Source organism: Luteimonas sp. Soil_N_1, from assembly GCF_057656255.1.
Genome location: NZ_JBDGKS010000001.1, coordinates 1,064,783 through 1,078,314, shown reverse-complemented (window position 1 = coordinate 1,078,314; position 13,532 = coordinate 1,064,783). Strand labels below are relative to the sequence as shown.

General features: G+C 68.3%; 12 protein-coding genes. 4 read left to right on the top strand and 8 right to left on the bottom strand.

Going from position 1 to position 13,532, the window contains the following annotated elements:
* The first annotated feature begins 16 nt into the window (after window positions 1–16).
* Together mscL and AC3A4E_RS04890 are read left to right on the top strand one after the other, a co-directional pair.
* Window positions 17–445 (top strand): large-conductance mechanosensitive channel protein MscL, encoded by a 429-nt coding sequence (gene mscL, locus AC3A4E_RS04895; RefSeq protein WP_487630424.1) that lies wholly within the window; start codon window positions 17–19, stop codon window positions 443–445.
* 115 nt (window positions 446–560) lie between these two features.
* Window positions 561–1,985: a M28 family peptidase gene (locus tag AC3A4E_RS04890; RefSeq protein ID WP_487632020.1), complete on the top strand. Its 1,425-nt coding sequence runs from the start codon at window positions 561–563 to the stop codon at window positions 1,983–1,985.
* Window positions 1,986–2,003: 18 nt separating this feature from the next.
* Here the strand turns inward: AC3A4E_RS04890 and AC3A4E_RS04885 are convergent, their stop codons facing one another.
* The 6 genes from AC3A4E_RS04885 to AC3A4E_RS04860 all read right to left on the bottom strand — a co-directional run bounded on the left by AC3A4E_RS04885 (window position 2,004) and on the right by AC3A4E_RS04860 (window position 10,094).
* Window positions 2,004–2,726, bottom strand: coding sequence for a class I SAM-dependent methyltransferase (locus AC3A4E_RS04885; protein ID WP_487630423.1), 723 nt, complete (start codon window positions 2,724–2,726; stop codon window positions 2,004–2,006).
* A 95-nt stretch (window positions 2,727–2,821) separates the two neighbouring features.
* Window positions 2,822–3,727 carry a TrmH family RNA methyltransferase gene (locus AC3A4E_RS04880; protein ID WP_487630422.1) on the bottom strand — a complete coding sequence of 302 codons (906 nt, stop codon included), beginning with the start codon at window positions 3,725–3,727 and terminating at the stop codon, window positions 2,822–2,824.
* Between the two features lies 1 nt (window position 3,728).
* Window positions 3,729–5,219: an alanine/glycine:cation symporter family protein gene (locus AC3A4E_RS04875; protein WP_232137252.1), complete on the bottom strand. Its 1,491-nt coding sequence runs from the start codon at window positions 5,217–5,219 to the stop codon at window positions 3,729–3,731.
* Between the two features lie 111 nt (window positions 5,220–5,330).
* A complete protein-coding gene (locus AC3A4E_RS04870; protein ID WP_487630421.1) occupies window positions 5,331–5,888 on the bottom strand; it encodes a GNAT family N-acetyltransferase in 558 nt (185 codons plus the stop codon).
* The gene (locus AC3A4E_RS04865; protein ID WP_487630420.1) at window positions 5,881–9,018 is read right to left on the bottom strand and encodes an efflux RND transporter permease subunit; all 3,138 of its coding nucleotides are present in this window, start codon (window positions 9,016–9,018) and stop codon (window positions 5,881–5,883) included. Before AC3A4E_RS04865 ends, AC3A4E_RS04870 begins: the two co-directional genes overlap by 8 nt.
* On the bottom strand, window positions 9,015–10,094 hold the full coding sequence (locus tag AC3A4E_RS04860; RefSeq protein WP_487632019.1) for an efflux RND transporter periplasmic adaptor subunit: 1,080 nt from the start codon (window positions 10,092–10,094) through the stop codon (window positions 9,015–9,017). Before AC3A4E_RS04860 ends, AC3A4E_RS04865 begins: the two co-directional genes overlap by 4 nt.
* A gap of 211 nt (window positions 10,095–10,305) precedes the next feature.
* Between AC3A4E_RS04860 and cysK the strand changes: the two genes are divergently transcribed.
* Entirely contained in the window at window positions 10,306–11,265 is a 960-nt protein-coding gene (gene cysK, locus AC3A4E_RS04855) for a cysteine synthase A (protein WP_487630419.1), read from the top strand.
* Window positions 11,266–11,330: 65 nt separating this feature from the next.
* Here the strand turns inward: cysK and AC3A4E_RS04850 are convergent, their stop codons facing one another.
* Window positions 11,331–11,813, bottom strand: a complete 483-nt coding sequence (locus tag AC3A4E_RS04850) for a hypothetical protein (protein ID WP_487630418.1) — start codon at window positions 11,811–11,813, stop codon at window positions 11,331–11,333.
* Between the two features lie 98 nt (window positions 11,814–11,911).
* Here AC3A4E_RS04850 and AC3A4E_RS04845 point away from each other — a divergent pair, with 98 nt between their 5' ends.
* Complete coding sequence (locus AC3A4E_RS04845; protein WP_487630417.1) at window positions 11,912–12,439, top strand: O-acetyl-ADP-ribose deacetylase; 528 nt, start codon at window positions 11,912–11,914, stop codon at window positions 12,437–12,439.
* Between the two features lie 61 nt (window positions 12,440–12,500).
* On the opposite strand, the gene AC3A4E_RS04840 is transcribed toward AC3A4E_RS04845, so the two are convergent.
* Window positions 12,501–13,505, bottom strand: a complete 1,005-nt coding sequence (locus AC3A4E_RS04840; protein WP_487630416.1) for a class I fructose-bisphosphate aldolase — start codon at window positions 13,503–13,505, stop codon at window positions 12,501–12,503.
* Window positions 13,506–13,532 lie beyond the last annotated feature (27 nt).

The window sequence follows — 13,532 nt, the reverse complement described above, 5'->3', positions numbered from 1 at the left end:
AGTGCAGGAGTGATCCATGGGCATTCTGTCCGAGTTCAAGGAGTTCGCGGTCCGCGGCAACGTCATCGATCTCGCGGTCGGTGTCGTCATTGGCGCATCGTTCGGCAAGATCGTCACCGCGCTGGTCGACCAGATCATCATGCCGCCGATCGGCTGGCTGATCGGCAATGTCGATTTCACCGAACTGGCCATCACGCTGCGCGCGGCAACGATCGACGCCGCCACCGGTGAGGAGATTCCCGCGGTCGCGATCGGCTACGGCATCTTCATCAACACCATCATCCAGTTCACCATCGTCGCGTTCGCGATCTTCCTCGCGGTCAAGTTCATCAACCGCCTGAAGCGCAAGCAGGCCGAGGCGCCGGAAGCGGCCAAGCCGGCCGAGCCGAGCGAAGAAGTGAAGCTGCTGCGCGAGATCCGCGACTCGCTGCGGACGCAGCCCTGACGCGGCGTTCCACACGTCAGAGCCATCCCACGGGCCGCGCGCGACACTGCCGCGGCCCGTTTCTGTATCGCCGATCCCTTTCATCGCTGGAGTCGTCCACATGCGCGTTCCGTCCATCAGGCCTCTGGCCATCGCCCTGCTGTCGACCGCGCTGCTGGCCGCATCTCCCGCATTCGCGCAATCGCGCGAGGCCACGCCGCTGTCGGCGGCCGCACTCGAACAGGCCGCACAATTGCGCGAACGCGCCGCGCAGGACGGCACCGCGTACGCGTTGATCGAATCGCTGACCACCGAGGTCGGCCCGCGCCTGCCCGGCAGCGAAGCCGACGCGCGTGCGGTCGCGTGGGCCAAGGCGCGTTTCGAGGCGCTGGGCTACGACAAGGTGTGGACCGAACCGGTGACATTTCCGAAATGGGAGCGCCGCAGCGAACACGCGGCCGTCGTCGGCGCGCATGCGCAGCCGCTGGTGATCACCGCGCTCGGCGGCAGCCCGGCCGGCGATGTCACCGCCGAACTCGTGCGCTTCGACAGCATCGCCGCGCTGGAAGCGGCTGATCCCGCCGCACTCCACGGCAAGCTCGCGTTCGTCGATGTCCCGATGGCGCGTTCGCGCGACGGAAGCGGCTATGGCGTCGCCGGACCGGTCCGCAGCCGTGGTCCCTCGATCGCGGCGCGCAAGGGGGCTGCCGGCTACCTGATGCGCTCGATCGGTACGAGTCCGCACCGCGTCGCCAATACCGGATTGACCCGCTTCGATGCCGACGTGCGGCCGATCCCGTCCGCCGCGCTGTCGCTGCCCGATGCGGACCAGCTCACCCGCCTGCTCGCGCGCGGCCCGGTACAGGTGCACCTGGCGCTGGATGTCGGCTGGAACGGCGACTACACCTCGCAGAACGTCATCGCCGAACTGACCGGGCGCGAAGTGCCTGAGGAGATCGTGCTGATCGCGGGGCACCTCGATTCCTGGGACCTGGGCACCGGCGCGGTCGATGACGCCTCCGGCGTCGGCATCACGATGGCGGCCGGGCACCTGATCGCGCAGTTGCCCCAGCGGCCGCGTCGCACGGTACGCGTGGTCGCGTTCGCGAACGAGGAGCAGGGCCTGATCGGCGCCAGCGCCTACGCCCAGGCGCATGGCGGCCCGGACGTGATCGCACGGCACGTGATCGGTGCGGAAAGCGACTTCGGTGCAGGGCGCATCTACGGCTTCAACACCAGCGCACCCGCCGGCCAGCGTGCGACCAGCGACGCCATTGCCGAAGTGCTGCGCCCGCTCGGCATTGATTATCTGCAGGACGCAGGCGGCCCCGGTCCGGACATCTCGCCGCTGGCGGCCCGGGGTGGCGCCTGGGGCTGGCTCGGTCAGGACGGCACCGACTATTTCGACCTGCACCACAACGCAAACGACACCTTCGACAAGGTCGATCCCGACGCGGTCGCGCAGAACACCGCCGCCTATGCCGTGTTCGCGTGGCTGGCGGCGGAAGCGGAAGGAGATTTCGGCAGCGCGCCGAAGACCGGAGACGCGCCGGCGCACTGATCCAGCTGCGGATCGCGATCAGCGATTCGCGACGATCACCCAGATGCCGTGCGGAAGACCGCGCGTGGCGTCGGACACGCGATGCGCTGCCGCGTCGCTGAAGCCGGCGTCACGCAGGTCCTGCAACACCGCCCATCCGAAATGATGGAAACAGGGCACGCCGCTGCCCAGTGGATCGCCGTGGTACTCGGGCTCGCCGACGAACTCGACGGCGCCCGAGGCGGACAGCGTCGCGATCTGCGTGCTCTGCAACGCGTCGTCATAGAACGGAATCGTCGCGACGAGGACGCCGCCAGGCCGGATGACCCGCGCCAGCTCCGAGAACGCGCTGCGCGCGTCCGGCACATGCTCGAGCACATCGAGGCTGAGCACGGCGTCCAAAGCGCCATCCGCCGAACCGGATGCGGTGACGTCGCCGTGCCGGACGATCTCGAATACCCCTTTGCGCCACAGCCAGAACGAAAGACGCAGCCGCTTGTGCCAGCTGCCGATGAACTCCGCGCCACTCGTACGCGGAAACCGCCGCCGCACAGCGAGATAGAGACGACTCGCCTGCTCGGTCAGATGGATCCGGGCTTGCGCGTGCGCAGCCAGCTGCTCCAGCAGCAGGCGACCTGCAGCGCGCTGGCGCGCGTTGCAGCCACAGCTCAGGCATTGCAGTCCTTCCCGCGCGTCTGCCGGTCCGGAAGCGGGCGAGAATCCCCGCGCCGATCCGCACAGATCACACAGACCCGGACGCACGCGCCCATCCAGCTGCAGCACATGGTCTGACGCTCTCGCGGCCGCGGCATCCGCCTGCCATGACGCGAGATCACGCCAGTGGCTCACGCCCGGTGCTAGTGCTGGGTCCACTGCGCCAGGAGTACGGCCGTCGCCGATGCCACGTTGAGGCTCTCGACCTTGCCGCTGCCGGGAATGCCGATCTGCAGATCGCAGGCCTTGGCGAGGTCGGGGTCCATGCCTTCGCCCTCCGAGCCGATCACGAACACGATGCGTTCGGGCAGCGGGCGTGCGAAGAGGTTCTCGCCGCCGCGCACGACGGTGGCCGCGAGCGAGAAGCCGACACTGCGCAGCTGGGCGAGCGCGTTGTCGTCGCGCCCAAGACGCACGAACGGCACCGATTCCGCGCCGCCTTCGGCGACGCGCGCGGCGGCCCCGGACAGCGCCAGCGTCGAGGTCTTGGGCAGCAGCACCGCGGACGCGCCGAAGTGTGCCGCCGAGCGCAGGATCGCGCCGAGATTGTGCGGATTGCCGACGCCGTCGAGCCACAGCCCACACACGGGGCCGTCCGGCAGTGCCTGCAGCCATGTGCCCAGCGACTGCGGCGCTTCGCGCAACACATCAGCGACGACGCCTTCGTGGTGCGAACTGGCCGCGAGCTTGCGCAGGTCGTCTTCGGCGACGACGCGATAGCCGATGCGGTTCGCTGCGCACCACTTCAACAGCGGCTGCAACTGCGGGATACGGGCCTCGAGCAGGTACAGCTTGCGGATCGATTCGGGTCGGCGGGCGAACACGGCATCGATCGCGTTTCGACCGTAGAGGCGCATTTCGCGCCGGTCTTCGGTCTCACCGGCATCCGCTTCGTCCGCGCGCACGTCGGGCCGCGGCGCGGGCGCGCGCGGCGGCGGGGCCGACGTCGCGGGACGCGAACGCGCGCCCCATGGGCTGTCACGCCCGGGGGCGGGCGCTGGTGTGCGTGGCGTGTCGCGGCCACTGCCGGACCAGGGGGACTTCGTCATATCAGGGGGCCTTGCGCCAGAAATCGGCGTTGCGGATCCCGAGCTTGTCGGGATCGAAGATCGGGTCGAGACCCTGCTTCTTCTGCGTCTCGTAATCGCGCAATGCGAGCATTGCGGGCTTCTGCAGGATCAGGATCGCGACGATATTGAGCCAGGCCATCAGGCCGACACCGATGTCGCCGAGCATCCACGCCATCTCCGCGCTGCGCACCGCGCCGAAGATCACCATGCCGAGAATCGCGAGGCGCAGCAGCAGCGTGCGGGTCGGACGGGCGACGTGGTTGTTGAGGTAGGTGAGGTTGGTTTCGGCCATGTAGTAATAGGCCATGATCGTGGTGAACGCAAAGAAGAACAGCGCCACGGCGACCATCGCCGCGCCCCAGCCCGGCAGGATCGATTCGATGCCCGCCTGGGCGAAGCCCGAGCCCGCTTCCACGCCCGGCAGTGCCTGATGCAGCACGGTGCCGTCGGGCATGATCACGTTGTACATGCCGGTCGCCAGGATCAGGAACGCGGTCGCGGTGCAGACCAGCATCGTGTCGAAGTAGATCGCCCACGCCTGCACGTAACCCTGCTTGGCCGGGTGCGAGACCTCGGCCGCGGCCGCCGCATGCGGACCGGTGCCCTGGCCCGCTTCGTTGGCGTAGATGCCGCGCTTGACGCCCCACTCGATCGCCAGGCCCAGCATCGCGCCGAAGCCGGCGTGCACGCCGAACGCGCTCTCGAAGATGATGCGGAACATCGTCGGCACGAAGTCGTAGTTGATGATCATCACCGCGACCGCGATGAAGATGTAGGCCATCGCCATCACCGGGACCACCAGCTCGGCGAACGCGGCGATGCGCTTGACGCCGCCGAAGATGATCACCGACAGCATCAGCGCCACGGTGATGCCGATGCCGGCCTTGAGTGCGGTGCGCGCTTCCATGCCCATCCACTGGCCGGACAGGTCACCGCAGACCGAAGTGCCCACGCAGGCGTTGGCGATGCTGTCGGCGATCGCATTCGCCTGCACGCCCGGCATCAGCAGACCGGCGGCGATCAGCGTCGCGAACGCGAACGCCAGCGCGTACCACTTCAGGCCCATGGCCTTTTCGATGTAGTACGCCGGGCCACCGCGATAGCGCCCTTCGCTGTCCTTTTCCTTGTAGATCTGCGCCAGCGTGCACTCGACGAACGAGGTCGAGGCGCCGAGGAACCCCATCACCCACATCCAGAACACCGCGCCCGGGCCGCCGAAGGCGATCGCCGTCGCGACGCCGGCGATGTTGCCGATGCCGATCCGGCCAGCCATCGACATTGCCAGTGCCTGGAACGAGGACACGCCCGCATTCGAGCTCTTGCCGCTGAAGGTCAGCCGGGTCATCTCGACGAAGCCGCGGACCTGCATGAAACGGGTGCGGAACGAAAACCAGAGGCCCGCGCCCAGGCACAGCGCGATCAGCGCCTTGCTCCAGATCAGCCCGTTCAATGCACTGAGTAAGGTATCCACGTGGCGCGATGCTCCGGTCGGGTGGCTGTCGCGACCCCCGTCGCAACTGGCGGACACGATACCTGCATTTCCACGCTGCGTGCCGCGCCACGACCGCTTTTCTGGGGCGGATCAGGCGTCGGCAACGTTGCGCAGCAAGCCGAATACGCGCAGATCGTGCAGACCATCGGGTTTGCGGATCGCGCCGCGCAGCAGGCCTTCCTCGACGAAGCCGTTGGCCTGCAGCACCCGCGCCGAGGCCGGGTTGATGTCGAGCACATTGGCCTGCATCCGGGACAGCGACAGTGCGTCCATCACCCAGGGTGTGTAGAGCGCGACAACCTGGCGCATCACGCCGCGGTTCCAGTGCGTGCGGCCGAGCCAGTACCCGAGTTCGGCCGAGTGCGCGCGCTCGCCGCCGGCGACATGGCGCACGCCGATGCTGCCGCAGGCCGCGCCGTCGATCTCGATCGCCAGCACCGGCAGCGACAGATCGACGACGCGCCCGGCGAGGAAAGCCTCGCCATCGGCGCGTGTATAGGGATGTGGAAACCGGTCGCTCAGACCGCGGACGATCGCAGGATCGTCCGCGTGGTGCAGCAGCGCGTCGAGATCACTGGCGCGCCAGCGGCGGAGCACGAAGCCCGCACCGCCGAGGCGCACCGCGTCCCAGCGCGCGGCATCAGGCATGGCCGCTGACCACGGGCGTCTCGTCTTCCAGTCGCTCGAGTTCGTGCGCCAGTGCTTCCGGCGAACGCGTGAACGGCGCGAGCAGCGCATAGAACGCCGGCACGACGAACAACGACAGCAGCGTCGAGAACGCGACGCCGAAGATCACCACAATGCCGATCGTCGCGCGGCTCGCCGACCCCGGACCGCCGGCCACGACCAGCGGGATCGCACCCATGATCGTCGCCGCCGAAGTCATCAGGATCGGACGCAGACGCACCGCCGAGGCTTCGGCGATCGCTTCGCGCACGTTGCGGCCGTCGTCGCGCAGCTGGTTGGCGAACTCGACGATCAGGATGCCGTTCTTCGCCGCCAGGCCGATCAGCATCACGATGCCGATCTGGCTGAAGAGGTTCAGCGTACCCCCGGTCGCCCATAACCCGAGCAGCGCGCCGAGCACCGCCAGCGGCACCGTCAGCATGATCGACAGCGGATGGATGAAGCTCTCGAACTGCGCCGCCAGCACCAGATAGACGATCAGCAGCGCCATCGCGAAGGTCAGCAGCACCGCGCCGCCGGCTTCCTGGAATTCGCGGCTCTCGCCCTTCCAGTCGACCTGCGCGTAGTCCGGCAGTTCCTCGGCCGCGACCGCGTTGGTCCACGCGATCGCCTCGCTCATCGTGTAGCCCGGCGCGAGGCCGGCGGCGATGGTGATCGAACGCAGACGGTTGAAGCGGTTGAAGCTGCCGGGCTCGGCGATCTCGCTGAGCGTCACCAGGTTCGACAGCGGCACCAGCGTGTCGTCGCGGCCGCGCACGAAGGTGCCGGTGAGATCCGACGGCGACATGCGGCGCTCGCGGTCGGCCTGCAGCAGCACGTCGTATTCCTCGCCGTTGTCGACGAAGGTCGTGACCTGGCGCTGGCCCATCATGGTTTCCAGCGTGCGGCCGATCTCCTGCACCGAGACGCCGAGGTCGGACGCGCGTGCACGGTCGATATCGACGCGCATCTGCGGGCGCGTTTCCTTGTAGTCGGAATCCGGGTCCTGGATGCCCGGGTTCTCGCGCATGCGCACGAGCATACGGTCGCGCCACTGGGCGATCTCCGCATAGTCCGGTCCGCCGAGTACCAGCTGGTAGCGCTGGCCGCGACCACCGACCAGACCACCCGGCACGTTGGCGCGCGCCTGCACGCCCGGCAGCTCGGCCAGCTGTCCGCGCAGTTCTTCGACGACGGACGCGGTGCTGACATCACGCGTGCGCCAGTCCTGCAGGAAGACCACGATCTGTCCGGTGTGCATGTCCTCGCTGCCGCCCCAGCCGCGCGGCACGCGCGAGTTGGCGCGCTCGATCGGCTGGTCCTCGCCGACCAGCGGCGCGAAGATCCGCTCGACCTGCTGCATCTGCGCGACCGTGTAGTCGTAGCCTGCACCTTCCGGGCCGTCGACACCGATGAAGAACCGGCCGCGGTCCTCGGCCGGCGACAGCTCGCTGGGCACGCGCCAGTACAGCAGTGCCGCAGCCACGGCGCAGGCGGCCATCGCACCCACCACCAGCAACAGCAGACGACCACCCGACAGCGCGACGAGCCCGCCGACTCGGCGCCCGTAGCCGTTGGACAGGCGCGTGAGCTGACGGTTGCTCCATGCATTGAAGCCGGTCTTCTTGTGATTCTGGGGACGCACGAGCTTGGAGCACATCATCGGCGTCAGCGTCAGCGCGATGAAGGCCGACAACGCGACCGCGCCGGCCAGTGCCACCGACAGTTCACGGAACAGACGTCCCGAATTGCCTTCCATGAAACCGACCGGCAGGAACACCGCGACCAGCACCGCGGTCGTCGCGATGACCGCGAACGCAACCTGCGCGGTGCCGCGTTTGGCCGCGACCAGGGGCGGCTCGCCGAGATCGGCGCGGCGCTGCACGTTCTCCAGCACGATGATCGCGTCGTCGACGACGAGGCCGATACACAGCACCAGCGCGAGCAGGGTCAGCAGGTTGATCGAGAAGCCGAACGCGTACAGCGCGATGAACGCTGCGACCAGACACACCGGCACGGTGATCGCAGGAATCAGCGCCGCACGCAGACTGCCGAGGAACAGCCAGATGACGATGAACACCAGGCCCATCGCTTCGGCCAGCGTCCAGTACACGCGGCTGATCGCCGCGTCGATGAAGACCGTGTTGTCGGCGGCGACGAAGATCTCGGTGCCTTCGGGCAGCGTCTGCTGGATGCGCTCGGCCTCGGCGCGCGCGGCGTGGGCCACGTCCAGTGCATTGGCGATCGAGGTGCGCACGATGCCGAGGCCGACATTGGGCACCGAGTTGCTGCGCATGTAGGAGCGGCGCTCGGCCGTGCCCAGTTCGATCCGGGCCACGTCGCCCATGCGGATCACGTAACCATCGGCGCCACGGCGCAGCGGAATCGTCGCGAACTGTTCGGGCTCACGGTAGCCGCGCTCCACGCGCAGGGTGAAGTCGCGGGTTTCCGACTCGATACGGCCGGCCGGCAGTTCGACGTTCTCGTTGCGCAGTGCGGTCTCGACGTCGTTGGCGGTGATGCCGCGCGCCGCCATCGCATCGCGGTCCAGCCAGATGCGCATCGCGTAGCGCTGCGCGCCGCTCAGCTGCACGCGGGCCACGCCGTCGAGCGAGGACAGACGGTCGATGACGTAACGGTCGGCGTAGTCGCTCAGCTCCATGGTGTCCATCACCGTGGAGCGCATGTTGAGCCACATGATCGCGTCGGCGTCGGCCTCGACCTTCGAGATCTCCGGCGGATCCGCCTCCACCGGCATGCGGTCCATGACGCGGCTGATCGCGTCGCGCACGTCGTTGGCCGCCGCCTCGATGTCGCGGTTGAGATTGAATTCGATGGTGACGTCGGAGCGGCCGTTGCGGCTGCGCGACTCGATCGTGCGGATGCCCTCGATGCCGGCCAGCGCGTCTTCGAGGATCTGGGTGATGCGGGTCTCGACGACGGCCGCCGATGCGCCCGGATAGCTGACGTCGACCGAGACGATCGGCGGATCGACGTTCGGCAGTTCGCGCACCGTCAGGCGCATGAACGCCATGATGCCCAGCACGACCAGCAGCAGGCTGATGACGGCCGCGAAGACCGGCCGCTTGATCGAGAGATCGGACAGCTTCACTGCGTGTCACCCGCCGGTGCGGCCTCGTCGGCCTGCTGCGCTTTCGCTTCCTGCACCGTGCCTTCGGTGATCTGCATGCCGGGGCGCAGCTTGCCGGTGCCGTCGACGACGATGCGCGTCTCGGGTTCCAGCCCCTCGAGGATCTCGACCAGGCCCTCGGCGCGCACGCCGACGGTCACCGGCGCCTGCTCGACGGTCTCGTCCTCGCGCACGCGATAGACGAAGGTGTCGCGGCCGACCTGGATCACCGCGATCTCCGGAATCATCAGCGCCTCGCGCGCCGCCTGCTGCAGGCGCACCTGCACCAGCATGCCGGGGCGCAGTTCGCGATCAGGATTCTCGAAGGCGCCACGTACCGTGACCGCGCGCGACTGCGGATCGATGCGCGCATCGACCGTCTGCACCACGCCCTCGAAATCGCGGCCGGGGAACGCGGCGATGCGGCCGAACAGGCGCTGGCCCGTGATCACGCGTGACAGCTGGGTTTCGGGCACCGGGAAGTCGACATAGACCGCGCCGATGTCGTCGAGCGTGGCGATCGGCGTGCCCGGCGTGACCAGCGCGCCCAGGCTGACCTGGCGCAGGCCCAGCACGCCGGCAAAGGGCGCGCGGATGGTGCGGTCGCCGATGTTGGCCCGCATCTCGGCGACGTTGGCGCGTGCCGAGTCGCGGTTCGCACGCAGCGTATCGACGGATGCCCGCGCGATCAGCTGGGTTTCCACCAGTTCGGTCCCGCGGCGGTACTGGCTGTCGGCGTCGATGGCAGCCGCCTCGGCCGCCTGCAGCGTGGCCTGCTGCTGGTTGCCGCTGAGCGTGATCAGCGGCGCGCCGGCCGCGACCTCGTCGCCACTGTCGAAGTGGACGCCCTGCACGATCTCGCTGACCTTCGCGGTCACGGTGATCGACTCGCGCGCATTCACGGTACCCAGCGCGGTGACGCTGTCGTTCCACTGGCGCGGCTGCACGACGGTCGTCGTCACCGGCACGGCCGCGGCTGCGGCCTGACCGGACGGTCCGGCCTCGCCTCCTCCGCAGGCAGACAGCACGAGTGCGGCGGCCAAACCAAGGGCCCGCAGCGGAAATGCGGGACGGACAGAGACGTGCTGCTGGGACAAGGGAGCGCTACCGGTACGGAAAACCGCCCGATCTTACCCGCTGGTCCGTGACGTTCCCTGTGCCATCGGATGGGCATGAAAAAACAGCGTTCCACGTCAACCGCTGGCGGCCTCGTGCGTTATGGCCCAGTCTGGTCCGACCGCGCCCAGCGCTCGTGTCGAGGCATCCCCCATGGCCCTGTACGACAACATCCTCCAGACCATCGGCAATACGCCGGTCGTGCGTCTGCACCGCATCGCCCCGCCGAACGTCGAACTCTACGCCAAGGTCGAATCCTTCAACCCCGGTGGCTCGGTCAAGGACCGCCTCGCGCTGGCGATCATTCTCGATGCCGAACAGCGGGGCCTGCTCAAGCCGGGCGACACCGTCGTCGAGGCGACGTCGGGCAATACCGGTGTGGCGCTGGCGATGGTCTGCGCGGCGCGCGGCTACAAGTTCGTCGCGACGATGGTCGAGACCTTCTCGATCGAACGCCGCAAGCTGATGCGCGCCTATGGCGCCAAGGTCATCCTCACCCCCGCCGCCGAACGTGGCAGCGGCATGGTCAAGCGCGCGAAGGCGCTGGCCGAGGAACACGGCTGGTTCTGGGCCAGCCAGTTCGAGAATCCCGCCAATCCGGCGTATCACCGGCAGACCACGGCCGCCGAGATCCTGCGCGATTTCGCCGGCCGCCGGCTCGACCATTTCGTCACCGGCTGGGGCACTGGCGGCACGCTGACCGGCGTGGGCGAAGTGCTGAAGGTCGCGCGTCCGGAAGTGAAGGTCACCGCCTGCGAACCTGCAGGCGCCGCGCTGCTGCAGGGCAAGGAATGGGCACCGCACAAGATCCAGGGTTGGACGCCGGACTTCGTGCCGGCCGTGCTGAATCGCGACATCGCCGCGCAAGTGATCTCGATCGATGACGGCCTGTCGATCGAGACTGCACGCCGGCTCGCCGCCGAGGAAGGCATCTTCGTCGGCATCTCCGCCGGCGCGACCGCGGCCGCCGCACTCGAAGTGGCGAAGACCGCACAAGACGGCGATGTGATCCTGATGATGCTGCCCGACACCGGCGAGCGCTATTTCTCTACGCCGCTGTTCGCCGACGTCAACGAAGGCTCCGACGACGACTGGTTGGCCGGCCTGCCCTGACCGCTCTATGCATCGGCGCATGCATCCGCGTGCGCCGATGCGTCCGACGTCCCCGGGCGGACGTCTCAGCCCAGCCAGATCGCCAGGCCACCGCCGACGATCACCAGCGCGAGTACCCAGCCCAGCCAGCCGAACTGGCCGCTGTCGCCGCGCACCACGGTTTCCTGGCGCGCCTCGCGCATCAATGACGAGCTGTGCTTCGCAATCGCGTCGCGTGCCGCCTGGTCGCTCAGTCCCGGCTTGACCTCGCGCAGACGCTTCGCGGCGTCGACGATGTTGCCGGTCGCGAGCTTCGCGGCGACTTCGCTGGGCAGCGTGCCGCTCGACGGGGGCGCGGCGCCGCCCGCGGGCCGGAACCGGTCATCGGGATCCAGCGCATCCGACGGGTTTTCCGCCAGACGCTGCACCGCGTCGCGCGCGTCGGCGAGCTTCAGCCCGGGATTCGCCTCGCGCAACTGCTTGATCGCCTCGATGGCGCTGCCGCGTCGTAGCGCGTCGTGGACCGCGAGCGGCACATGCAGGCGTGTGGATCGGGAAACGACGCTCATCGATGACCTCGGCGCTCGGAAATGCCGGACCAGCCTAATCGCCGCCTCCGCGCGAAAGACTCACCCGGCCTCCACGCCGCGGCGCCGAGCCTGAGCGCATGCCGATTCTCGAAGCCCGTCAGGCCGACATCACCCGCGTCGACGCCGATGCGATTGTCAACGCCGCGAATGAAACCCTGCTCGGCGGCGGCGGTGTCGACGGCGCGATCCATCGCGCTGCCGGGCCTGCCCTGCTGCAGGCGTGCCGCGCCCTGCCGGAGGTGCGTCCGGGTGTGCGCTGCCCGACCGGCGAGGCGCGGATCACGCCGGGCTTCAGATTGCCGGCGCAGTCGGTGATCCACACCGTCGGCCCGGTGTGGCGCGGCGGCGATGCCGGCGAAGCCGAGGCGCTCGCGGCCTGCTATCGCAACAGCCTCGCGCTCGCAGCCGAACACGAACATGGTTTCGCACGCATCGCATTTCCGGCGATCAGCTGCGGCGTCTACGGCTATCCGATCGATCAAGCGGTGCAGATCGCCGTCGACACCGTGCGCGCGTGGACCGGCGACACGCCGACGCAGGTGCTGTTCTGCTGCCACGACGCCGCGATGCGCGCGCGTTACGAAGCCGCGCTCGCGGATTGCTAAAGGCCGGACACGGAAACGCCGGCACGAAGCCGGCGTTTCCAGAGACGATCCGCTGCCGCGATCAGCCGTCGAACTTGCCCTGCGCGGCCAGACCGTTGTCGCGGGCGCGCGCATAGACGGTGTCCTGCGCCTTGCGCACGTTGCCGGCCAGATCCTGCGACCACAGCTTCAGCGCGGCCTGCTGCATCGCGCGACCGTAGGAGAACGACAGCGGCCACGGGTTCGGCCCGAGACGGTTCATCGCATCGAGATGCGCGGTGGCCAGTTCGTCGGACTGGCCGCCCGACAGGAACACGATGCCCGGCAGGATCGCCGGCACCGACGACTTCAGGCACATCAGGGTCGCTTCGGCGACCTCTTCAATGTCCGCGTCTTCCTCGCAGTCCTTGCCCGGCAGCACCATCGACGCCTTGAGGATCGTGCCTTCGAGCATGACGTTCTGGCTGTACAGCGCATCGAACAGACCGCGCAGCACGACTTCGGTGACTTCGTACGACGTCTGGATGTCGTGGTCGCCTTCCAACAGCACTTCCGGCTCGACCATCGGCACCAGGCCCTGCTCCTGGCAGAGCGCCGCGTAGCGCGCGAGCGCATGCGCGTTGACGTCGATGCAGGTGCCCGACGGCATGTCTTCGCCGATCGTGATCACCGCGCGCCACTTTGCGAAGCGCGCGCCGAGCTTGTAGTACTCCTCCAGGCGCGCGCGCAGGCCGTCAAGGCCTTCGGTCACCAGCTCGCCCGGGAAACCCGCCAGCGCATGCGTGCCCTTGTCGACCTTGATGCCGGGGATGATGCCGTGCTGGGTCAGGTACTTCGCGAACGGTACGCCTGCCTTCGTCGACTGGCGCAGGGTCTCGTCGAACAGGATCGCGCCGCTGATGTGCTCCGACAGCTTCGGCGTCGTCAGCAGCAGCTCGCGGTACGCGCGACGGTTCTCTTCGTTGTTCGGAATTCCGACCTGCTCGAAGCGCTTGCCGATCGTGCCCGTCGACTCGTCGATCGCGATGATGCCCTTGCCCTTCGCCACCATGGCCTGGGCGGTTTCGGCAAGTTGTTCGATGCTCATGACGGGGTTCCGGGATCGCGACGGGAA